Annotated in this window: 25 protein-coding genes and 1 pseudogene; 15 read left to right on the top strand and 11 right to left on the bottom strand. The window is 60.1% G+C overall.

Features of this window, described 5'->3' with window-relative positions; all coding sequences use genetic code 11:
- The first annotated feature begins 63 nt into the window (after positions 1–63).
- The 5 genes from QRN48_RS11985 (at position 64) to QRN48_RS11965 (ending at position 3,958) form a co-directional block, all read left to right on the top strand.
- Complete coding sequence (locus QRN48_RS11985; protein ID WP_037018868.1) at positions 64–633, top strand: YqgE/AlgH family protein; 570 nt, start codon at positions 64–66, stop codon at positions 631–633.
- On the top strand, positions 633–1,073 hold the full coding sequence (gene ruvX / locus QRN48_RS11980; RefSeq protein WP_037018866.1) for a Holliday junction resolvase RuvX: 441 nt from the start codon (positions 633–635) through the stop codon (positions 1,071–1,073). The genes QRN48_RS11985 and ruvX overlap by 1 nt, the downstream gene beginning before the upstream one ends.
- Positions 1,074–1,151: 78 nt before the next feature.
- Positions 1,152–1,673 carry a bifunctional pyr operon transcriptional regulator/uracil phosphoribosyltransferase PyrR gene (pyrR, locus tag QRN48_RS11975; RefSeq protein ID WP_037018864.1) on the top strand — a complete coding sequence of 174 codons (522 nt, stop codon included), beginning with the start codon at positions 1,152–1,154 and terminating at the stop codon, positions 1,671–1,673.
- 12 nt (positions 1,674–1,685) lie between these two features.
- The gene (locus QRN48_RS11970) at positions 1,686–2,690 is read left to right on the top strand and encodes an aspartate carbamoyltransferase catalytic subunit (protein WP_037018862.1); all 1,005 of its coding nucleotides are present in this window, start codon (positions 1,686–1,688) and stop codon (positions 2,688–2,690) included.
- Positions 2,687–3,958: a dihydroorotase gene (locus tag QRN48_RS11965; protein WP_191944644.1), complete on the top strand. Its 1,272-nt coding sequence runs from the start codon at positions 2,687–2,689 to the stop codon at positions 3,956–3,958. The genes QRN48_RS11970 and QRN48_RS11965 overlap by 4 nt, the downstream gene beginning before the upstream one ends.
- Positions 3,959–4,140: 182 nt before the next feature.
- On the opposite strand, the gene QRN48_RS11960 is transcribed toward QRN48_RS11965, so the two are convergent.
- Positions 4,141–4,557 carry an NINE protein gene (locus QRN48_RS11960; RefSeq protein WP_285350773.1) on the bottom strand — a complete coding sequence of 139 codons (417 nt, stop codon included), beginning with the start codon at positions 4,555–4,557 and terminating at the stop codon, positions 4,141–4,143.
- Positions 4,558–4,807: 250 nt separating this feature from the next.
- Between QRN48_RS11960 and QRN48_RS11955 the strand changes: the two genes are divergently transcribed.
- Positions 4,808–5,536: a C40 family peptidase gene (locus tag QRN48_RS11955; RefSeq protein WP_037018856.1), complete on the top strand. Its 729-nt coding sequence runs from the start codon at positions 4,808–4,810 to the stop codon at positions 5,534–5,536.
- A gap of 136 nt (positions 5,537–5,672) precedes the next feature.
- Here the strand turns inward: QRN48_RS11955 and QRN48_RS11950 are convergent, their stop codons facing one another.
- A complete protein-coding gene (locus QRN48_RS11950; protein ID WP_037018854.1) occupies positions 5,673–6,707 on the bottom strand; it encodes a type IV pilus twitching motility protein PilT in 1,035 nt (344 codons plus the stop codon).
- A gap of 54 nt (positions 6,708–6,761) precedes the next feature.
- Between QRN48_RS11950 and QRN48_RS11945 the strand changes: the two genes are divergently transcribed.
- The 8 genes from QRN48_RS11945 to QRN48_RS11910 all read left to right on the top strand — a co-directional run bounded on the left by QRN48_RS11945 (position 6,762) and on the right by QRN48_RS11910 (position 13,188).
- Positions 6,762–7,448 carry a YggS family pyridoxal phosphate-dependent enzyme gene (locus QRN48_RS11945; RefSeq protein ID WP_285350771.1) on the top strand — a complete coding sequence of 229 codons (687 nt, stop codon included), beginning with the start codon at positions 6,762–6,764 and terminating at the stop codon, positions 7,446–7,448.
- Between the two features lie 24 nt (positions 7,449–7,472).
- Complete coding sequence (gene proC, locus QRN48_RS11940; RefSeq protein ID WP_191944646.1) at positions 7,473–8,291, top strand: pyrroline-5-carboxylate reductase; 819 nt, start codon at positions 7,473–7,475, stop codon at positions 8,289–8,291.
- A 10-nt stretch (positions 8,292–8,301) separates the two neighbouring features.
- The gene (locus tag QRN48_RS11935; RefSeq protein ID WP_037018848.1) at positions 8,302–8,892 is read left to right on the top strand and encodes a YggT family protein; all 591 of its coding nucleotides are present in this window, start codon (positions 8,302–8,304) and stop codon (positions 8,890–8,892) included.
- 223 nt (positions 8,893–9,115) lie between these two features.
- Positions 9,116–10,255 carry a homoserine O-succinyltransferase MetX gene (gene metX / locus QRN48_RS11930; protein ID WP_191944647.1) on the top strand — a complete coding sequence of 380 codons (1,140 nt, stop codon included), beginning with the start codon at positions 9,116–9,118 and terminating at the stop codon, positions 10,253–10,255.
- Between the two features lie 7 nt (positions 10,256–10,262).
- Positions 10,263–10,883, top strand: coding sequence for a methionine biosynthesis protein MetW (gene metW, locus QRN48_RS11925; protein WP_285350767.1), 621 nt, complete (start codon positions 10,263–10,265; stop codon positions 10,881–10,883).
- 140 nt (positions 10,884–11,023) lie between these two features.
- The gene (gene rdgB / locus QRN48_RS11920) at positions 11,024–11,632 is read left to right on the top strand and encodes an RdgB/HAM1 family non-canonical purine NTP pyrophosphatase (protein WP_037019273.1); all 609 of its coding nucleotides are present in this window, start codon (positions 11,024–11,026) and stop codon (positions 11,630–11,632) included.
- On the top strand, positions 11,629–12,843 hold the full coding sequence (hemW, locus tag QRN48_RS11915; RefSeq protein WP_285350765.1) for a radical SAM family heme chaperone HemW: 1,215 nt from the start codon (positions 11,629–11,631) through the stop codon (positions 12,841–12,843). Before rdgB ends, hemW begins: the two co-directional genes overlap by 4 nt.
- A gap of 21 nt (positions 12,844–12,864) precedes the next feature.
- Positions 12,865–13,188: a DUF3392 domain-containing protein gene (locus tag QRN48_RS11910; protein WP_191944649.1), complete on the top strand. Its 324-nt coding sequence runs from the start codon at positions 12,865–12,867 to the stop codon at positions 13,186–13,188.
- A gap of 146 nt (positions 13,189–13,334) precedes the next feature.
- On the opposite strand, the gene QRN48_RS11905 is transcribed toward QRN48_RS11910, so the two are convergent.
- The 5 genes from QRN48_RS11905 to QRN48_RS11885 form a co-directional block, all read right to left on the bottom strand.
- Positions 13,335–13,778 (bottom strand): hypothetical protein, encoded by a 444-nt coding sequence (locus QRN48_RS11905; RefSeq protein ID WP_285350764.1) that lies wholly within the window; start codon positions 13,776–13,778, stop codon positions 13,335–13,337.
- 207 nt (positions 13,779–13,985) lie between these two features.
- Positions 13,986–14,699: a tRNA (guanosine(46)-N7)-methyltransferase TrmB gene (gene trmB, locus QRN48_RS11900; RefSeq protein WP_285350878.1), complete on the bottom strand. Its 714-nt coding sequence runs from the start codon at positions 14,697–14,699 to the stop codon at positions 13,986–13,988.
- Positions 14,700–14,754: 55 nt separating this feature from the next.
- A complete protein-coding gene (locus QRN48_RS11895; protein ID WP_191944651.1) occupies positions 14,755–15,549 on the bottom strand; it encodes a thiazole synthase in 795 nt (264 codons plus the stop codon).
- A gap of 65 nt (positions 15,550–15,614) precedes the next feature.
- Positions 15,615–15,830 (bottom strand): sulfur carrier protein ThiS, encoded by a 216-nt coding sequence (thiS, locus tag QRN48_RS11890; RefSeq protein WP_338050502.1) that lies wholly within the window; start codon positions 15,828–15,830, stop codon positions 15,615–15,617.
- Positions 15,831–15,948: 118 nt separating this feature from the next.
- Complete coding sequence (locus QRN48_RS11885; RefSeq protein WP_037018835.1) at positions 15,949–16,332, bottom strand: DUF423 domain-containing protein; 384 nt, start codon at positions 16,330–16,332, stop codon at positions 15,949–15,951.
- A 75-nt stretch (positions 16,333–16,407) separates the two neighbouring features.
- On the opposite strand from QRN48_RS11885, the gene mtgA reads away from it, so the two are divergent.
- Positions 16,408–17,118, top strand: coding sequence for a monofunctional biosynthetic peptidoglycan transglycosylase (gene mtgA, locus QRN48_RS11880; protein WP_037019261.1), 711 nt, complete (start codon positions 16,408–16,410; stop codon positions 17,116–17,118).
- A gap of 270 nt (positions 17,119–17,388) precedes the next feature.
- On the opposite strand, the gene rpoH is transcribed toward mtgA, so the two are convergent.
- The 4 genes and pseudogenes from rpoH to ftsY form a co-directional block, all read right to left on the bottom strand.
- Complete coding sequence (rpoH, locus tag QRN48_RS11875) at positions 17,389–18,243, bottom strand: RNA polymerase sigma factor RpoH (protein ID WP_037018833.1); 855 nt, start codon at positions 18,241–18,243, stop codon at positions 17,389–17,391.
- A 141-nt stretch (positions 18,244–18,384) separates the two neighbouring features.
- The gene (ftsX, locus tag QRN48_RS11870; RefSeq protein WP_037018831.1) at positions 18,385–19,410 is read right to left on the bottom strand and encodes a permease-like cell division protein FtsX; all 1,026 of its coding nucleotides are present in this window, start codon (positions 19,408–19,410) and stop codon (positions 18,385–18,387) included.
- A complete protein-coding gene (gene ftsE / locus QRN48_RS11865; RefSeq protein WP_037018829.1) occupies positions 19,407–20,078 on the bottom strand; it encodes a cell division ATP-binding protein FtsE in 672 nt (223 codons plus the stop codon). Before ftsE ends, ftsX begins: the two co-directional genes overlap by 4 nt.
- Positions 20,075–21,364, bottom strand: a pseudogene (gene ftsY / locus QRN48_RS11860) (signal recognition particle-docking protein FtsY); the annotation flags it as partial. The gene ftsE and the pseudogene ftsY, both read right to left, overlap by 4 nt.
- Positions 21,365–21,773: the final 409 nt, after the last annotated feature.

Raw genomic sequence — 21,773 nt, 5'->3', positions numbered from 1 at the left:
TATCCGCCCGCTTGTAGGTTCTGCCAGTTGTCACAACAGCCCCGCGACGCCACACTAGGGCTCATGAAAAACGTCTCTGCGTCTTACCTCAAACACCAGTTTCTGATCGCCATGCCGCACATGCACGATGAGAACTTCGCTCAGACCTTGACCTACATCGTCGAGCACAATGCCAATGGCGCCATGGGGCTGGTCATCAATCGACCGCAAAGCCTGTCGCTGGCAGACATCCTTGAACAGCTTCGCCCCGAATTGCCGCCGCCCGAGCGGTGCAAGCACATCGCTGTGCACCTCGGTGGCCCGGTGCAAACCGATCGCGGCTTTGTCCTGCACCCTTCCGGTCAGGTGTTCCAGGCCACTGTGGACCTCGGGGGCATTTCGCTGTCGACGTCCCAGGACGTTCTGTTTTCCATCGCAGACGGGTACGGCCCTGATCAAAACCTGATCACCCTTGGCTATGCCGGTTGGGACGCGGGCCAGCTTGAAGCCGAATTTGCCGCCAATGCCTGGCTCAACTGCGCCTTTGATCCGGCGATTCTCTTTGAAGTCGAGAGTGAACAGCGTCTCGACGCTGCAGCGGCCAAATTGGGGATCAACCTCAACTTGCTCACCAGCCAGGCGGGACACGCCTGATGGCCGCACTGCGCCTCTTGCTGGGATTCGATTACGGCACTAAACAGATCGGCGTGGCCGTCGGCCAGGTCATCACCGGCCAGGCCCGCGAGCTGTGCACGCTCAAAGCCCAGAACGGCGTCCCGGACTGGGACAAGGTTCAGGCGCTGATCACTGAATGGAAACCCGACGCCATCGTCGTCGGGCTGCCGCTGAACATGGACGGTACGCCCAGCGAGATGAGCGCACGCGCCGAGAAGTTTTCGCGCAAGCTCAACGGCCGCTTCAACCTGCCGGTGTATACCCACGACGAACGATTGACCACATTCGAAGCGAAAGGCGAACGTGCCTCCCGCGGCGGCCAGAACGGCAGCTATCGGGATAACCCGGTGGACGCTATTGCCGCAGCGCTTCTGCTGCAAAGCTGGCTTGAAGCCAATACCGCGCTGTTCAATAGCTGATCGACCCAGACTGCAACACATTCGAGTTCTACCCCGCACGCTCGCGCAGCGCACGTCGGGGCACCTGAAGGAGCAACCATGAGCCTGCCAAATCCCGCCGAACTGATCCGCCAGATGGCGACTGATCTCACTGCGCACCTGAACAAACGCGGTATCCAGGAGCCTCGCTTCATTGGTATTCGTACGGGCGGCGTGTGGGTGGCGCAGGCGCTGCTTGAGACCCTGAACAGTCAATCGCCGCTGGGAACACTGGACGTCTCTTTTTACCGAGACGATTTCAGCCAGAACGGCCTGCACCCGCAAGTGCGCCCTTCAGAACTGCCCTTCGAAATTGAAGGCCAGCACCTGGTGCTGATCGATGACGTGCTCATGAGCGGACGCACCATTCGCGCCGCGCTCAACGAACTGTTCGACTATGGCCGTCCGGCCAGCGTAACGCTGGTGTCACTGCTGGATCTGGACGCCGCAGACCTGCCGATTCGGCCGAACGTGACCGGTGCGACCCTGTCACTGGCGCCGAACCAGCGGGTCAAGCTGTCCGGCCCCGCGCCACTGACGCTTGAGCTGCAAGACCTCTCCACCGATTCCGCCGCCCTCTAAGAGTCCTTTGCGATGACGCCTCTCGACGCCAAGCGCCCGCTGCAACTGAATCATCAGGGCCAGCTGCAACACTTCCTATCGCTCGACGGTTTGCCCCGCGAGCTGCTCACTGAAATCCTCGACACCGCCGACTCGTTTCTTGAAGTCGGCGCGCGAGCGGTGAAAAAAGTCCCGTTGCTGCGTGGCAAAACCGTGTGCAACGTGTTCTTTGAAAACTCGACACGCACCCGCACCACGTTCGAGCTGGCTGCGCAAAGGCTGTCGGCGGACGTCATTACCCTGAACGTCTCGACCTCCTCGACCAGCAAGGGCGAGACGCTGTTCGATACGCTGCGCAACCTTGAAGCCATGGCCGCCGACATGTTCGTCGTGCGCCATGGCGACTCCGGAGCCGCGCACTTTATCGCTGAACACGTCAGCCCCCAGGTCGCGATCATCAACGGTGGTGACGGCCGCCACGCGCACCCGACCCAGGGCATGCTGGACATGCTGACCATCCGCCGCCACAAGGGGAATTTTGAAAACCTCTCGGTAGCGATCGTGGGCGACATCCTGCACTCCCGAGTAGCACGCTCCAACATGATTGCGCTCAAAGCGCTGGGCTGCCCCGACATCCGCGTGGTGGCGCCGAAAACCCTTCTGCCGGTCGGCGTCGAGCAATATGGGGTCAAGGTTTACACCGACTTGAACGAAGGCCTGAAGGACGTCGACGTGGTCATCATGCTGCGCCTGCAGCGCGAGCGCATGTCGGGCGGCCTGCTGCCGAGCGAGGGGGAGTTTTACCGGCTGTTCGGCCTGACCACCGCACGACTGGCCGGTGCCAAGCCCGACGCGATCGTGATGCACCCGGGTCCCATCAACCGGGGCGTGGAGATCGAATCGGCAGTGGCCGACGGGGCCCATTCGGTGATTCTCAACCAGGTGACTTACGGCATTGCGGTGCGCATGGCCGTCCTGTCCATGGCCATGAGTGGCCAAACCGCACAACGTCAGTTCGAGCAGGAGATCGCCCAGTGAAGTTCAGTATCCTCGGCGCGCGCGTCATCGACCCTGCCAGCGGTCTGGATCAAGTAATCGACGTCCATCTTGAAGCAGGCAAGGTGCTAGCCCTCGGCGCGGCACCTGCCGGATTCAGCCCGACGGAAACTATCGATGCCACCGGATTGATCGCCGCGCCTGGCCTGGTCGATCTCAATGTGTCCCTGCGCGAGCCGGGGTACAGCCGCAAAGGCAATATCGCCAGCGAAACCCGCGCCGCAGCGGCAGGCGGCGTCACCAGCCTCTGCTGCCCGCCACGTACCAAGCCGGTGCTCGACACGTCTGCTGTGGCTGAGCTGATTCTGGACCGTGCCCGCGAGGCAGGCCACAGCAAGGTGTTCCCGATTGGGGCGCTGAGCAAGGGCCTGGAAGGCGAGCAATTGGCCGAGCTTATCGCCCTGCGCGATGCTGGCTGCGTAGCATTCACCAATGGTCTGGTAAATTTTCGCAGCAACCGCACGCTGTGCCGTGCCCTTGAATACGCGGCAACATTCGACCTGACCGTGATTTTCAGTTCGCAGGATCACGACCTCGCCGAAGGCGGGTTGGCCCATGACGGTCCCACTGCTGCCTTCCTCGGTCTGCCAGGTATTCCGGAAACCGCCGAGACGGTGGCCTTGGCGCGTGACCTGTTGCTGGTTGAGCAAAGCGGTGTGCGCGCGCACTTCACTCAATTGACCAGCGCGCGCGGTGTGACGCTGATCGCTCAGGCTCAGGCACGCGGTCTGCCAGTGACAGCGGATGTCGCGCTGTATCAGCTGATCCTGACCGACGAGGCGCTGACAGGCTTCTCCAGCCTGTATCACGTGCAGCCGCCGCTGCGAACCCGCGCCGACCGCGACGCGCTGCGTGAAGCGGTGAAATCAGGCGTGGTACAAGCGATCTCCAGCCACCATCAGCCGCACGAGCGCGACGCGAAGCTGGCACCATTTGGCGCCACCGAGCCAGGCATCAGCAGCGTGGAGTTGTTGCTGCCACTGGCAATGACGCTGGTCGAAGACGGCCTGCTGGACCTGCCGACGCTGCTGGCGCGCCTCAGTGCAGGTCCCGCCGCTGCGCTGCGCCTGCCCGCCGGCACGCTGACTGCGGGTTCGCCTGCAGACCTGGTGCTGTTTGATCCGGCGGCTTCCACCGTCGCTGGGGAGAAATGGCTGTCCAGAGGCGAGAACTGCCCTTTCCTGGGCCATTGCCTGCCGAGCGCTGTGCGGTACACGTTTGTGGATGGCCGGGTCAGCTACAACGGTTGAGCGGGATTCAGCTTTTGCAGCGTCTGACCCAACGCATTCGCCAGCAAGCCGGCTCCTACAGGGTGTTGCGTAGCGCATATATGTAGGAGCGCGCTTGCCCGCGAAAAATCTACACCCCGCAAAGATGGCGCTGACACCCTGCGTGCTGCGTGCGATGCCGATCACATGACCGGCACGCTCATTCACCGACGGCCGTTCTTTACCGATATCTGATCGTTGAGGGTCCAGAAGTCGTACAGCACGCCAATCAGCGCCAAGCCGCCTGTCAGCAGGTAAATGATCCCGGTGATCCATTTGCCCTGATACATCCGGTGCACACCGAACACACCCAGAAAGGTCAGCAGGATCCAGGCAATACTGTAATCGGTCGAGCCGGCGTTGAATCGCAGGTCAGCCTCTCGATCCATCGCTGGAATCAGAAACAGGTCGATCAGCCAGCCAATGCCCAACAGGCCGAGCGTGAAAAACCAAATCGTCCCCGTGACCGGCTTGCCGTAATAGAAACGGTGAGCACCGGTAAATCCCACAATCCAGAGCAAATACCCCATCACCTTGCTGTGGGTATCGGGGCGTTGAACATCGTGTTGATAGGTGTTCATGAAGGACCTCATCTGCGGCAATAGAAAAAAATATGCGTAAGTTTTGTGACTTTGGTGATGCCGTCCGACGTATGGCTTGAACCTCCTTTCAATCCTGCAACCCCTTGTTCTGCAAGGTCATCAGCATGGTCAAATGACAGTTTGATGGGCGCAACTGACCTCAGGGACAGTAAATTGTTCGACAAGTGGCCTCGGGATTTCGCAAAAAGCTGTTATAAAGTTGCGCGCTGACCAACAAGAGCCCTGCCTAATGCGTCCATTTTTCAAGACATGGCTAACTATTTGCCTATTTATGCCACTGGCCGCCCACGCCACCAATCGTGAGCAAACGCTACCACCGAGCTTCACAGGTTTCACCGCCAGGTCCGAGTCGCCGGAATCCGTTTCACGGAATATCGCTGCCCAACGTGCTGCCATGGCTGCACTGGAACAGACGGCTACTCCACTCGCGACCTCCGGCAAACGAGCGAAAGTCGCTCAGGGAAAATCACGCGGCTCCCGCAAGATTTCGCAGAACACCGTCGCCCTGGCCAATCCGGCACAGATGGGTACCAAGCAGAGCAGCACGGTCGTCAATCGGGCTGTCAATGTCATCGGTACACCTTATCGTTGGGGCGGCACCAGCCCGACAAAAGGGTTCGACTGCAGCGGACTGGTTAAATATGCCTTCAACGACGTGAGCGAAGTCGATTTGCCGCGTACGTCCAACGCCATGGCCGAAGGTCACGGGCAAAAGGTCGACCGCAAGGATTTGAAGCCAGGCGATTTGTTGTTCTTCAACATCAAGAGCCGCCAGGTGAATCACGTAGCGATTTATCTGGGTAACGATCGATTCGTTCACGCACCACGCCGTGGCAAATCGGTGACCATCGATACGCTGAAGAAACCGTACTGGGACAGCCATTACGTGGTTGCCAAGCGCGTGCTGCCAAAACAGCCGCCGAGCCAGAAAGGCACCGTGCGCATCGCCCAGCGTTAAACCCGTTGCGGCTACTGCAGGAAAGCGCTTGCCCGCGATTGCAATCTGTCAGCTGAACCTGCTTGGCTGACCCACCGCAATCGCGAGCAAGCGCGCTCCTGCAGTGCTTTGCTCGTTGACCGTCGTGAGTTGCCCTTTAGAAGTTGTCGGGTGTCTTCGCCTTTTCCCGCGCGCTCTCGCGTGTGATCAGCCCCTTGCTGATCAAGTCCTTCAGGCACATGTCCAGTGTCTGCATCCCCAGCGCTCCCCCGGTCTGAATCGACGAGTACATCTGCGCCACCTTGTCCTCGCGGATAAGGTTTCGGATGGCCGACGTGCCGATCATGATCTCGTGGGCCGCAACCCGCCCTCCGCCGACCTTTTTCAATAGCGCCTGAGAGACGATGGCGTGAAGCGATTCGGAGAGCATCGAGCGGATCATCGACTTCTCCTGGGCCGGGAACACATCCACGATACGGTCGATGCTTTTGGCAGCGGACGTCGTGTGCAACGTGCCAAACACCAGGTGACCGGTTTCGGCCGCGGTGAGGGCCAGGCGAATGGTCTCCAGGTCCCGCAGCTCACCCACCAGAATGACATCCGGGTCTTCACGCAGCGCGGATCGCAATGCTTCGGCAAAGCCGTGGGTGTCCCGGTGAACTTCACGCTGGTTGATCAGGCTTTTCTTGGACTCGTGAACGAATTCGATCGGGTCTTCGATGGTGAGAATGTGGTGATGCTTGTTGCTGTTCAGGTAATCGACCATGGCGGCAAGGGTGGTGGACTTGCCCGAACCCGTCGGGCCCGTGACCAGAACCAGACCACGGGGCACATCGGTAATCTTGCGAAACACTTCGCCCATGCCCAGCTCTTCCATGCTCAGGACCTTCGACGGAATGGTCCGGAACACGGCACCTGCACCGCGATTCTGATTGAAAGCGTTGACCCTGAAACGCGCAACACCCGGCACCTCGAAGGAAAAGTCTGTCTCCAGGTCTTCCTCAAAGTCCTTGCGCTGCTTGTCGTTCATGATGTCGTAGATCAGCGCCTGAACTTCTTTCTGGTCCAGTGCCGGCAGGTTAATCCGCCGCACATCACCGTCGACCCGAATCATCGGTGGCAGGCCGGCAGAGAGATGCAAGTCCGACGCGCCTTGCTTGGCACTGAAGGCCAGCAGCTCGGTAATATCCATACAGCTCCTCATCACATAGAATGCCGCAGACCTTAGCCCTGCTGGCGCAAATCAATGTCCACGATAGCAGAGAACATTTCAACGCTCGGCGAGCGAATTCGCGACGCAGCGCAGGCCGTTCAGCGCGATCCGGCGTCCATTGGCCTGTTGGCGGTGAGCAAGACCAAGCCGGCGAGCGATCTGCGTGAAGCCTACGACGCAGGCCTGCGCGATTTTGGTGAAAACTACCTTCAGGAGGCCCTCGGCAAACAGGCCGAGCTGGCTGACCTGCCTCTGATCTGGCATTTCATCGGCCCCATCCAGTCCAATAAAACTCGCCCCATCGCCGAGAACTTTGATTGGGTGCATTCGGTGGATCGTCTGAAAATCGCACAACGACTGTCTGAACAGCGTCCGCCCGCATTACCGCCGCTGAACATCTGCATTCAGGTCAACGTCAGTGGCGAAGCCAGCAAATCCGGCTGCAGCCCTGAAGACCTGCCAGCACTCGCCCAAGCCATCAACGCGCTGCCCAACCTTACGTTGCGCGGCTTGATGGCCATTCCAGAACCCACAGATGACCGAGACGAACAGAATGCCTCGTTCGCCGCGGTCAGCACACTGCAGGTGCAACTGGGCCTGCCGCTCGACACGCTCTCCATGGGCATGAGCCACGACCTGGAGGCCGCGATCGCACAGGGCGCGACCTGGGTGCGGATCGGCACTGCCCTCTTTGGCGCCCGCAACTATGGGCAGCCCTAACCTTTGCCCCACAGGAAACCGTTCATGAGCAAAACCCGTATCGCGTTCATCGGCGCCGGCAACATGGCAGCCAGCCTGATTGGCGGCATGCGCGCCCAAGGCGTCGAGGCTGACCTGATTCGCGCCAGTGACCCCGGCGCAGAAACCCGCGAGCGCGTGGCGCTGGAGCATGGCATCAAGGTGGTCGCCGACAACGCAGAGGCGATTGAGGGCGCCGATGTGGTGCTGCTCGCGGTCAAGCCGCAAATGATGAAAACCGTGTGCGAAGCACTGAAGCCGGCACTCAAGCCTCATCAATTGATCGTCTCCATCGCTGCCGGTATCACCTGCGCCAGCATGCGTGCATGGCTGGGCGAGCAACCTTTGGTGCGCTGCATGCCGAACACGCCCGCGCTGCTGCGCCAGGGTGTCAGTGGGCTGTATGCCACAGCCGAGGTAACCCAGGCACAGCGCGAACAGGCCGAGACGTTGCTGTCCGCCGTCGGCATTGCGCTGTGGGTTGAACAGGAAGCCCATATCGATGCGGTGACAGCCGTGTCGGGCAGCGGCCCGGCGTATTTCTTTCTGCTCATTGAAGCCATGACAGCCGCAGGCGTGAAGCTTGGGCTGCCGGCGGAGGTGGCCAGCAAACTCACGCTGCAAACCGCCTTGGGCGCGGCCCTCATGGCGACTGGCAGCGACGTCGATGCTGCCGAACTGCGTCGTCGTGTGACCTCGCCTGCAGGCACCACCGAAGCAGCCATAAAATCATTTCAGGCTGACGGGTTTGAAGCCATCGTGGAGAAAGCGCTGGGCGCCGCCGCGCATCGCTCCGCCGAACTCGCCGAACAGCTGGGCAAATAAGGAGCCATTCATGCATGCACTCACCGGCGCTACGATCTTCGTCATCCAGACGCTCATTAGCCTGTACCTGACCATCGTCCTGTTGCGCTTTGTGCTGCAACTGGTCAAAGCCAACTTCTACAACCCGCTTTGCCAGTTTGCAGTGCGTGCGACCCAGCCGTTGCTCAAGCCGATCCGTCGGATCGTCCCGAGCGTGTTCGGTCTGGACACGTCCTCGCTGCTGCTGGCCATCATCATCCAGGCGCTGTTGATGGCCTTCGTGCTGATGATGACCTACGGCACCATTGGGGATGTGCCGCACTTGTTGATGTGGTCAATCATCGGCATCACGTCGCTGCTGCTGAAGATTTTCTGGGTGGCAATGATCATCATGGTCATCGTGTCGTGGATTGCACCCGGCAGCCACAACCCGGCGGCCGAGCTTGCCTATCAGATCAGCGAGCCGATTCTGGCGCCATTCCGCCGCATCATCCCGAACCTGGGAGGCCTGGATATCTCGCCGATCTTCGCGTTCCTGGCCATTCAGGTGCTGCAGTCTTACGTCATGCCTGAGCTGGCCGCCTATGCCGGCATGCCGCAGGAGCTGTGGCGGCTTATCTGATTACCGCCAAGTTAAAGCCTGGCGCGATCCACTGTAGGAGCGCGCTTGCCCGCGAAAGCGTCGGAACATCCCACACGGTCATGTCCGATCTACCGCAATCGCGGGCAAGCGCGCCTCTATACAGAAGCGGTCCGGACCCGATCGCCAAGTAATGGCGGGACTTTGTTGCCGCACCCCACCGCGATCTTTAGACTTACGCCTCATTTCAGCGAGAGCAGGGTCGATGTCCACGGTCTTTCCCAAAGATTCTGTCGGTCTAGTCACGCCGCAAACGGCTCACTTCAGTGACCCGCTGGCCCTGGCCTGCGGACGTTCGCTGCCTGCCTACGACCTCGTTTACGAAACCTATGGTCAACTGAACGCCGCGAAAAGCAATGCGGTGCTGATCTGCCATGCGCTTTCGGGTCACCACCATGCCGCCGGCTACCACAGCGAAGAAGACCGCAAGCCAGGGTGGTGGGACAGTTGCATCGGCCCCGGCAAGCCCATCGACACGAACACGTTCTACGTCGTGAGCCTGAATAATTTAGGCGGCTGTAATGGCTCCACCGGCCCCAGCAGCATCAACCCGGAAACCGGCAGGCCGTTCGGCGCAGACTTTCCGGTGCTGACTGTCGAAGACTGGGTCCACAGCCAGGCGCGTCTGGCCGACCGGCTGGGTGTCGATCAGTGGGCCGCCATTGTCGGCGGCAGCCTGGGCGGCATGCAGGCGCTGCAATGGACGATTACCTATCCCGAGCGCGTGCGTCATTGCCTGGCGATTGCCTCGGCGCCCAAGCTGTCGGCGCAGAACATCGCCTTTAACGAAGTCGCACGTCAGGCGATCCTCACCGATCCGGAATTCCACGGCGGCTCGTTTCAGGAACACGGGGTAATTCCCAAGCGCGGCCTGATGCTGGCCCGCATGGTCGGGCACATCACTTACCTCTCGGATGACTCGATGGGTGAGAAATTCGGCCGCGGCCTGAAGAATGAAAACCTCAACTACGACTTTCACAGCGTCGAGTTTCAAGTCGAGAGCTACCTGCGTTATCAAGGCGAGGAATTCTCGGGGCGTTTCGACGCCAATACCTACCTGCTGATGACAAAGGCGCTGGACTACTTCGACCCGGCAGCCAACTTCAACGACGATCTTGCCGCCACGTTCGCCAACGTCAGCGCGAGGTTCTGTGTGATGTCGTTTACCACCGATTGGCGCTTCTCCCCCGCCCGTTCACGCGAGCTGGTCGACGCGCTGATGGCTGCCAAAAAAGACGTCTGTTATCTGGAGATCGATGCGCCTCAGGGCCACGATGCGTTCCTGATGCCAATTCCGCGCTATCTGCAGGCGTTCTCCAGCTACATGAACCGAATTGCACTCTGAGGACACCATGAGAGCCGACCTGGAAATCATCCAAGACTGGATACCGGCTGGCAGCCGTGTGCTCGACCTCGGCTGTGGCGACGGCGAATTGCTCGCCTGGCTGCAGCAGCACAAGCAAGTCACCGGTTACGGGCTGGAAAACGACGCAGATAACATTGCGCGTTGCGTCGCGCGTGGCGTCAACGTCATCGAGCAGGATCTGGATAAAGGCCTGGGCAACTTCGCCAGCAACAGCTTCGACGTGGTGGTCATGACCCAGGCCCTGCAGGCCGTGCATTACCCCGACCGAATTCTTGACGAAATGCTGCGCGTGGGCCGCCAGTGCATTATCACGTTCCCGAACTTCGGGCACTGGCGTTGCCGCTGGTACCTGGCTAGCAAGGGACGCATGCCGGTTTCCGAATTTTTGCCTTACACGTGGTACAACACGCCCAACATCCACTTCTGCACCTTCGAGGATTTCGAAGAACTGTGTGGCGGTCGCTCGGCGAAGGTCATTGATCGTCTCGCGGTGGACCAACAGCATCGGCACGGTTGGGCCAGCAAGTTGTGGCCTAATCTGTTGGGAGAAATCGGCATTTACCGAGTCAGCAGCCCAGGTTTGCAGGACCATCAGATCGCCGTCTGAGTGCATGCCGCAAGAAGGCCTCAGCAAGAATGATCATCGCCCGTCCCGCGTCAACGGCCCCGTTCCAGAACTGACGGGCACCTGCGATGCCACGGGCTCAGCTTCCATCAGCAGATTCACGCAGCGACTTTCACGGACTTATCATGAACCTCACCCAGCTCGTACTGGCCAGCCATAACGCCGGCAAACTCAAAGAACTTCAGGCCATGCTCGGCGCCAATGTTCAGCTGCGCTCCATCGGTGAATTCAGCAGCGTTGAGCCCGAGGAAACCGGGCTGTCGTTCGTCGAGAACGCTATTCTCAAGGCGCGTAATGCTGCGCGCATTTCAGGTCTGCCGGCGCTGGCGGACGACTCGGGGCTGGCCGTGGATTACCTCGGCGGCGCGCCCGGCATCTATTCGGCGCGTTACGCCGATGGCCAGGGCGATGCGGCGAACAATGCCAAATTGCTGGACGCCCTCAAGGACGTTCCCGCTGACGAACGCAGCGCCCAGTTCGTGTGCGTTCTGGCACTGGTGCGTCACGCCGACGACCCGCTGCCGATTCTCTGCGAAGGCCTGTGGCATGGGCGCATCCTCACCGCCGCCAGCGGCGAGCACGGCTTCGGTTACGATCCGCTGTTCTGGGTGCCAGAGCGCGACTGCTCCAGCGCCGAACTCACTCCCGCCGACAAGAACCAGATCAGTCACCGCGCTCGCGCCATGGCCCTCCTGCTTCAGCGTCTGGGGTTGAGCGCGGATCAACAATGACTCAGGACGCCACCACCCGGCCGCTGATTCTCGGCGCGGCCGGTTTCTCCTCGGAGCAACCGCGTGCGCCACTTGCCGAGCTTGCGCCGCTGTCGCTGTACATCCACATTCCGTGGTGCGTACGCAAATGCCCGTATTGCGATTTCAATTCCCATACGGCAAGCCCGGTATTGCCCGAGCAGGAATACATTGACGCGCTGCTGACCGATCTCGATCAGGATCTGCCCCACGTTTATGGACGAGAACTCAGCACGATTTTCTTCGGTGGCGGCACGCCCAGCCTGTTCAGCGCCAACGCGCTAGGTCGCCTGTTGCGTGGGGTGGAGCAACGCATCCGCTTTGCCCCGGACATCGAGATAACGCTGGAGGCCAACCCGGGCACCTTCGAGCAGGAGAAATTCAGCGCCTACCGAAGCCTGGGCATCAATCGGCTGTCCATCGGCATTCAGAGTTTCCAGGAAGCCAAACTCAAGGCGCTGGGGCGTATTCATAATGGCGATGAGGCTGTGCGCGCTGCGGGCATGGCGCGTCAGGCGGGGTTCGATAACTTCAATCTGGACCTGATGCATGGCCTGCCGGACCAGTCGCAGGACGATGCGCTGAGCGACCTGCGTCAGGCGATCGCCCTCGCACCCACGCACCTGTCCTGGTATCAGCTGACACTTGAGCCAAATACAGTGTTCTGGAATCAGCCGCCCGTGCTGCCGGAAGACGACATTCTTTGGGATATCCAAGAGGCCGGTCAGACACTGCTTCGGGAAAACGGCTACGCCCAGTACGAAGTGTCCGCTTATGCACAGGCGGGACGCGAAGCCCGGCACAACCTGAATTACTGGAGCTTTGGCGATTTCATCGGGATTGGCGCCGGCGCCCATGGCAAGCTCAGCCACCCGGATGGGCGCATCATTCGCACCTGGAAAACCCGGCTACCGAAGGACTACCTCAATCCTGCGAAGGCATTCCAGGCAGGGGAAAAACTGTTGCCTCTGGATGAAATGCCCTTCGAATTCCTGATGAACGCGTTGCGCCTGACAAAAGGCGTGGACGCTGCGTTATTTCAACGTCGCACCGGTCTAAGCCTCGATTCGCTGGCCAGCGCCCGTCTTGAGGCGGAACAACGCGGCTTGCTGGAGACCGATTCGTCAAGGCTGGTGGCGACCGCTCGCGGCCAGTTATTCCTCAACGACCTGCTGCAGCACTTTCTCCTGTAACGCTCACACTAAGGACACTCAATGGATTTTGTACTCGACCTGCTGGCCACCGTCTCGCGCTGGAGTCGCAGCAATTTGTCGGAAATTGCCCTGGCGTTGGTGGGCTGCCTGCTGATTCTGTTCGGAACCGACATCAAGGGGTGGATCGAGGGCCGTATCGGCAGCTTCGCCGGCGCACTGCGCATTCCCATCATGGCGCTGCTATGCACCATCGGCAGTGGCGCTGCGTTGATCTATGCGACGCCGTGGGTAGTCCGCGGGCTGAGCCAGTTCAACAACTACAGCCTGGCGCCCGTCCTGGTGGTAGTGCTGGTGTTGATTGGGGTTGTGGCAGACCGCAAGTAGTAGATCGAGGCATCTGAACCGCACCTGCTAGTGAGGGCCTGGCGGCGCAGGGGCGGCCCGCAATTACGCAAAAACGCCCTGCTCGCGATGCGAGAAGGGCGCTCTTCAAGAATCACACTTCGCTGTAGCCAAGTGCGATCAATCCATCAGCGAATGCTCTGGATGCTGCCTTTGTTGCCGGTCACTTTCACGTTCACCTTTTTGAAGATGAAGTAGTCGTTGACGGTCACTTCGTAACGCGGCGCAACGATCAAATCCGATCCGGACGACTTCACGGCTTTGAATGCTGCAGCCGCTTTGGTGGACGAGACAGGGTCCGGCAGAGGAAGGCCGATGCCGCCACCGCCGCTCGCGCCGCCATAGGTCACGCCGTCGGCAAACTGCGTGTCGCCACCGATGTTCAGCCAGCCAAACAGGACATTGGTAGAGGACTCGCCGCTGATGGCTTCACCGACCTTCACGTCAGCCTTCAGATCAGTCTTCACGTCGCCGGACAGCGAAGCGCTTGGCTGGCTGACGTTGTAGCTGACGCAGCCGCTGGTGGTCGCAATCAGCGTGGCGATCGCAGCCATTTGCCAAAACTTGTTCATCTTCATTCCTCGTCATCAATATTGATATATGCAACGGCGGGGACTATGAAGATCGATATTGAAATTGGATGTCGGACGATTCCGAAGACTTTGTAGCCTTGGTAGGAAGAACTGGAAAGGTGGGTCAGACAAGAGGAGTAGCAGCTGCATTTTGCTGCAAAAGCTTAGGAGCAGCCGCAATTCGGGCTGCTCCTGATCAGAAAGTGATCAGGCGAGCTTCTCGAACTTCAGATCCCAGACCCCGTGACCGAGGCGCTCGCCACGTCGCTCGAACTTGGTGATCGGACGTTCCGCAGGACGCGGAACGCACTTGCCGTCTTCGGCCTGATTGCGATAACCCGGCGCGACATTCATCACTTCCAGCATGTACTCGGCATAGGGTTCCCAGTCGGTTGCCATGTGCAGCACGCCGCCCGGCTTGAGCTTGGTGCGCACCAGTTCGGCGAATTCGGCCTGAACGATCCGACGCTTGTGATGACGCGCCTTGTGCCACGGGTCCGGGAAGAACAGCATCAAGCGGTCGAGGCTGTTGTTTGCGACGCAACGGTTAAGCACTTCGATGGCATCGCAGTCGTAGACGCGCAGGTTGGTGAGACCCTGCGTGATAACGCCGTTGAGCAAGGCGCCGACGCCAGGACGATGCACTTCGACGCCGATGAAATCGTGCTCTGGCGAGGCGGCTGCCATCTCCAGCAAGGAGTGGCCCATGCCGAACCCGATCTCAAGGGTGCGCGGAGCCGAGCGTCCGAATACCTGATCGAAGTCCACAGGGGCGTCAGCCAGCGGCAGCACGAAAAGGGGCTTGCCCTGATCCAGACCGCGCTGCTGGCCTTCGGTCATGCGACCAGCGCGCATCACGAAGCTCTTGATACGCCGGTGATGGCTGTCATCGCCTGTGGCTTCGGCGTTTTCGTCATTCATCACTTCGTCGTCGGGAAGCGGGTCGGGCGTGTGCGAATCAGTCATCAACGGGCTCTTACTTGATCAGACCATCCAGCGGCGAGGACGCGCTGGCATAGAGTTTCTTGGGCATACGGCCGGCCAGATACGCCATGCGGCCGGCCAGAATCGCGTGTTTCATGGCCTCGGCCATCAAAACCGGTTGTTGGGCGTGGGCGATGGCCGAGTTCATCAGCACCGCTTCGCAGCCCAGTTCCATGGCGATGGTGGCGTCGGAAGCAGTGCCGACGCCGGCATCCACCAGGACGGGGACTTTCGACTCCTCAAGGATGATCTGCAGGTTGTACGGATTGCAGATCCCCAGCCCGGTGCCAATCAGCCCTGCGAGCGGCATGACCGCGCAGCAGCCGATTTCGGCGAGCTGGCGGGCAATGATCGGGTCGTCGCTGGTGTACACCATGACGTCGAAGCCGTCCTTGACCAGCGTTTCGGCTGCTTTGAGGGTTTCGATGACATTGGGGAACAGAGTTTTCTGGTCCGCGAGGACTTCAAGCTTGACCAGGTTGTGGCCGTCGAGCAGTTCACGGGCCAGGCGGCATGTGCGCACGGCTTCGATGGCGTCGTAACACCCGGCGGTGTTCGGCAGGATGGTGTAACGGTCAGGTGGCAGTACGTCGAGCAGGTTCGGTTCGCCCGGGTTCTGGCCCAGATTGGTCCGGCGCACAGCAACGGTGACGATCTCTGCGCCCGAGGCTTCGATAGCGAGGCGAGTCTGTTCCATGTCTCTGTACTTGCCAGTGCCGACCAGCAGGCGCGACTGGAAAGTACGACCGGCCACGGTGAACGGCTTGTCGCTGCGAACATTGCTCATCGGGAATCCTCTTTACGGTTGAGGGGCTTGCGGTGTGTGCGTGTCAGGCCGTTGGCGGTTGCGATCTAGCCGCCGCCGATGGCGTGCACCACTTCGACCTGGTCGCCCTCGGTCAGCGTCGTGGAGACATGCTGGCTGCGCGGGACGATGTCCATATTGAGCTCGACGGCGACCCGGCGCCCGGTCAGATCCAGACGTGTCAGCAATGCCGAGACGGTCTCGCCGTCGGGCACCTCAAAGGATTCACCGTTCAACTGAATGCGCATGCGATTGGCAGCCATCATTTTAGGGGGGAGCATTCTAGCCCGATCAGCCGGTATGACCAAGGCAAAGCCACGCCATTCGTCTCAGGCGCGGCCGATGCCCAGGCCGTGATGCCTGGACGTTGCACGGGGGCTATCAGAGCGTGTCGAGGCCCAGCCGCCAGGCTGTCCAGCCGAGAATGGCCCAGCCGATCAGGAAAAACAGGCCGCCAAAAGGAGTGATGATTCCCAGCTTGCTCGCACCGGTCAGCGTCATGAGATAGAGGCTGCCGGAAAACAGGATGATGCCCAGCGTGAACGCTATGCCTGCGTAGGTAACGAGACGGCCCTGAATCTGCATCGCCAGCAGCGCAACCCCGAATATCGCCAGGGCATGAATGAGCTGATAAAGCACGCCCGTGTGGAAGACTGCCAGATACTCGGGAGTCAGACGGTTTTTCAACCCATGGGCCGCGAAGGCGCCCAGGGCGACCCCGGTAAAGCCAAAGAACGCAGACAGCATCAGAAAGGTTCGTAACATGTACAACTCCAGGCAGGTTCGATGACGCGTGGTCTGTATAATGGCCCGCTCAACCGGTTCGGCAAAGCCATCTCTATGCTGCAGTTATTACTTCGACGTGTCGCCAAAGGCCTGCTCTGGTTCGCAGCGACGAGTGTCGTGCTGGTTCTGATTTTTCGCTGGGTCCCTCCTCCGTTTACCGCACTGATGGTCGAGCGCAAGATTGAATCCTGGTTCAACGGCCAGCCGATCGACCTGCAGCGCGACTGGCAATCGTGGGACAACCTCTCCGACGATCTAAAGCTCGCCGTCATTGCCGGCGAAGACCAAAAGTTCGCCGAGCATTGGGGCTTCGATATTGACGCCATACAGGCAGCACTGGTTCACAACGAGCAGGGAGGCTCGCTGCGCGGGGCCAGTACGTTGAGCCAGCAGGTGTCCAAGAACCTCTTTTTATGGTCAGGCCGCAGCTACTTCCGAAAGGGTCTTGAAGCCTGGTTCACCGCACTGATTGAAGTGTTCTGGTCCAAGCAGCGCATCCTTGAGGTGTACCTCAACAGCGTGGAATGGGACGACGGCGTCTTCGGCGCACAGGCCGCCGCGCAGCATCACTTTCACGTTAACGCCTCGCAGCTTTCGAACCAGCAGGCCAGCTACCTGGCCGCCGTTCTGCCCAACCCCCGTGAGTGGAGTGCCAGCCACCCGAGCAGCTACGTGTCACGTCGGGCGGGCTGGATCCGTCAGCAGATGCGGCAGTTGGGCGGGGATGAGTATTTGACGGGGCTGAACCACAGTCGCAGGTGGTAGCTGAGAGTCCGGTCGTGCCGTCTTACTGTAGGAGCGCGCTTGCCTGGAACGCTTCATACACCCCGTCGCCCACTCAACTGACACACCCAATCTTGTAGCAGCCGGCTTGCTGGCGAACACATTGGCTCATGCACCCGCAGGTCAATGCCAGATCAGGTTCGCCAGCAAGCCGGCTCCTACAGATAGCATCTGGTGCTGCCAGGTTTAGCGCCGTACCACAAACAAAAACGCCCCGATCATCTCGGGGCGTTTTGCGTTTCGTCGCAGCAATCAGGCAGCGATTGAGAGCTTCAGCTTGTTCATCGCGCTCTTTTCGAGTTGGCGAATCCGCTCTGCGGATACGTTGTACTTCTCGGCGAGATCGTGCAGCGTCGCTTTTTCCTCGGCCAGCCAGCGCTGGTAAAGAATGTCGCGACTACGGTCGTCGAGCACGTTCAACGCTTCGTGCAGGTTAGCCGTCGAGCTATCGGTCCAGTCGGAATCTTCCAGCTGACGCGCCGGATCGTAACGATGGTCTTCCAGATAATTGGCTGGCGACTGGAACGCGCTGTCGTCGTCGGCTTCGGCCGCCGGGTCAAACGCCATGTCGTGGCCAGTCAAGCGGCTTTCCATCTCACGCACTTCGCGAGGTTCGACGCCAAGGCTTTCCGCGACGCGATGCACTTCCTCGTTGTTCAGCCACGCGAGGCGCTTTTTCTGGCTGCGCAGGTTGAAGAACAGCTTGCGCTGGGCCTTGGTGGTCGCGACCTTCACGATGCGCCAGTTGCGCAGAATAAACTCGTGAATTTCAGCCTTGATCCAGTGCACTGCAAAGGACACCAGACGAACACCCATTTCAGGGTTGAAGCGTTTAACGGCCTTCATGAGGCCGACGTTACCTTCCTGGATCAGGTCAGCCTGAGCCAGTCCATAACCGGAATAACTGCGTGCGATATGCACGACAAATCGCAGGTGGGCGAGCACCATCTGCCGAGCCGCCCCTAAATCCTGCTCGTAATAGAGACTCTCGGCCAGTTCACGCTCCTGCTCAGGCGTCAGCAATGGAATGCTGTTTACCGTGTGCACATAGGCTTCCAGGTTTGCACCCGGAACCAAGGCATACGCAGGTTGCAAAGAAGTGGTCATACGAAAAAACCTCCGACACATGACTCGTGCAGTTCAGCACTGCGAAATTGACCGGGAACCGCTAGACAAGTTCCCTTAGCTGAAAAGTCAATAGGTGAAACAAAATTTACCCAGACACATGACAATTAAAACAACTCAACGTTAACGAGGTGCCAACTCTCTCAAATGGCGAGCGACCGCAATCCACGCACCGATATACCCCAAGAGCACCGCGCCTAGCAAGAGCGACAGACCATCGGATACCGGCACCCCGGCCAAGGCAAAATTACTGCCGTACAACCCGGCCAGCCTGACAACCGCTTCGTTAAGCCAGTCCAGCCCAAACGCCAATACGCCCCACGACAGCACGCCTGCGCCCAAGCCATAAAGCGCACCCATATAAAGGAAAGGCCGGCGCACGTAGCTGTCTGTGCCGCCTACCAACTTGATGACCTCGATCTCGGTGCGACGGTTCTCAATGTGCAGACGAATGGTGTTGCCGATGACCAACAGCAGAGCCGCGACCAGCAACACGGTCAACCCAAACACAAAGCGATCGCCAAGCTTGAGGATGGCAGCCAGGCGTTCGACCCAGACCAGATCGAGCTGGGCCTGCTGGACCTTGGGCAATTCGGCCAGACGCGTACGTAATGCTTCCAGCGCAGCTTTGTCAACTTCCAGCGGTGTCACCAATACGACGCCGGGCAACGGATTTTCAGGCAGCTCTTTAAGCGCCTCACCCAGCCCTGACTGTTTCTGGAACTCGTTCAGTGCCTCGTCGCGGCTGATGTACTCGGCATCAGCCACGCCTGGCATTTCCTTGATCTGGCGGACCAGACCTTCGCCTTCACCGGGCGACGCTTCCAGCTGCAAATAAAGGGAAATCTGTGCCGCGCGCTGCCACGACCCGCCGAGACGTTCGACATTGCTCAGCAGCAACGACAAGCCCATGGGCAAGCTCAAGGCAATGGCCATGACCAGACAAGTGAAGAAGCTGCCGATGGGTTGCTTGCCCAAGCGTCGCAGGCTATCCAGCAGACTGGAGCGATGGGCCTCTACCCAAGCGTTGAACAACGCGCCGAAACTCGGGCCGTCGTCGTCATCGTGCTTCTTTTTCTTCTGCGGTGCGGGGTCCGAAGCCTTCGGTGCAACGCGCTCGGAAACCTTTGGGCTGCGAGTGGCACTCATACGCCAGCCTCCCCGTCGCCGATCAGGCGGCCACGTTGTAGCGTCAGCATGCGATGGCGCATCCGTGCGATCAGCGCCAGGTCGTGACTCGCGATCAGCACACTGGTGCCCAATCGGTTGATATCTTCGAACACGCCCATGATCTCCGCCGCCAAACGTGGGTCGAGGTTGCCCGTAGGTTCGTCTGCCAGCAGCAAGGCCGGACGGTGAACGATGGCGCGCGCGATGCCGACGCGTTGTTGCTGGCCGGTGGACAAGTCGCCCGGGTACAGCTCGGCTTTGTCAGACAGGGCAACACGCTCAAGCGCCGAATCGACGCGCTTGACCACCTCGGTCTTGGACAAGCCAAGAATCTGCAGCGGCAACGCGACGTTGTTAAACACTGTGCGATCAAAGAGCAACTGGTGGTTCTGGAAGACGACACCAATCTGCCGGCGCAAAAACGGGATCTGCGCGGTGCTGATCTGCCCCAGGTCCTGGCCCGCCAGCAACAGCTTGCCGGTGGTCGGGCGCTCCATGGCCAGCAGCAGGCGCAGCAAGGTGCTTTTGCCTGCGCCGGAGTGACCGGTCACGAACAGAAATTCGCCACGACGTACTCGAAAGCTCAGCTCGTGCAGCCCGACGTGTCCGTTCGGATAGCGTTTACCGACCTGTTCGAAACGAATCATGGGCGCTCCCGCTCGGCAAATAGGGCTTGAACGAAGGGTTCAGCTTCGAAGGTTCGCAAATCGTCGATGCCTTCACCCACGCCGATGTAGCGAATCGGCAGACCAAACTGCTTGGCCAGAGCGAAGATAACGCCGCCCTTGGCCGTACCGTCGAGCTTGGTCAGTGCAAGGCCGGTCAGCTGGACGGTCTGGTTAAATTGCTTGGCCTGATTGATCGCGTTCTGGCCCGTACCGGCGTCCAGCACCAGGAGGACTTCATGGGGCGCGTCGGCGTCAAGCTTGCCGATCACACGCCGTACCTTCTTCAGCTCTTCCATCAGGTTATCTTTGGTGTGCAGACGACCTGCGGTGTCAGCGATCAGCACATCGATGCCTCGCGCTTTCGCCGCCTGAACGGCGTCGAAAATCACGGAAGCGGAGTCTGCACCGGTGTGCTGCGCGATGACCGGGATCTTGTTGCGCTCGCCCCACACTTGCAGCTGTTCAACGGCGGCGGCGCGGAAGGTGTCGCCTGCAGCCAGCATGACTTTCTTGCCTTCAAGCTGCAGTTTTTTCGCGAGTTTGCCGATGGTGGTGGTCTTGCCGGCACCATTCACGCCGACGACCAGAATCACGAACGGGCTGTGCGCTGAGTCGATGACCAGCGGCGCCTCGACCGGCTTCAGCATTTCAGTCAGCTCGTTTTGCAGCGATGCGTACAGCGCATCGCTGTCAGTGAGCTGCTTGCGCGCGACCTTTTGGGTCAAGTTGCGCACGATCGCCGAGGTAGCCTCTACACCCACATCGGCAGTCAGTAGCCGGGTTTCCAGCTCATCGAGCATATCGTCGTCGATAGCTTTTTTGCCGAGGAACAGGCTCGCCATCCCTTCGCCAAGGCTGGCGCTGGTCTTGGACAGACCCTGCTTGAGCCGCGCGAAAAAGCCCGGCTGCTTGGGTTCAGCGGCTGCAGGCACTGCCGGCACCGGCGCTATCTGGGTTTCCTGGGCTGGAAACGCCGGTGCGACTACGGCTGCAGGCGTTACCGGCAAGGGCGGTATCACCGATCGCAAGTCGTTGCCGGAGACCGGGTCAGGCAATGCGACCGGCGTCGGTTCAATGGACGGGGGAACGTCAAAGGAGGTGGTGTCAACCACGGCAGGTTGCGCCGGCGCCGGACTCATCACACCAACGCCGGATTCCACGTTGGATTGGGTGTGTGCCGGGATTGCCGGTGTTACATGGGGCTCGCGCTCGTCGGTGAAGGCAACCGGCTCTTCGGCGACGGGCAGTTGAAGCCATGGCGCTTCAGTGGCCGCAGGTGCCTCACTTGCGGCAGGCACTGGTGAGGGCTGCGATACGGGCTGTGGCGCAGGTTGCGGCGCGCGCTCTACCGGGATGACCGGGGCGTCATGCTGCTCGGCAACTGCCGGAACCTCCTGCTCGGGCTCGGCTTGCGGCGCTGGCGCGGGGGCATTCTGAGGCGGCTCGGGCGTGGCTTCCTGCGGCTTTTTGCGCAGCCATCCGAACAGGCCTTTCTTCTCGCCAGCCGGGGCTGGGGTCTTCTTGTCGTCGTTGGAACCAAACATGGAGGACGGCTATCTCACGGTAACGACGCGCCAGAGCGGCGCCTCTGATAAATTCTGTATGCGAAACAGACTGCTTTTATGTCCGCTTGTTCATAGGTCGCACTGCTTCATGGCTCGTTCATTACAGAGC

Source organism: Pseudomonas sp. ME-P-057, assembly GCF_030208975.1.
GTDB lineage: Bacteria > Pseudomonadota > Gammaproteobacteria > Pseudomonadales > Pseudomonadaceae > Aquipseudomonas > Aquipseudomonas lutea.
The sequence above is the reverse complement of the archived record's forward strand: the minus strand, read 5'-3'. Positions and strand labels throughout refer to the sequence as shown.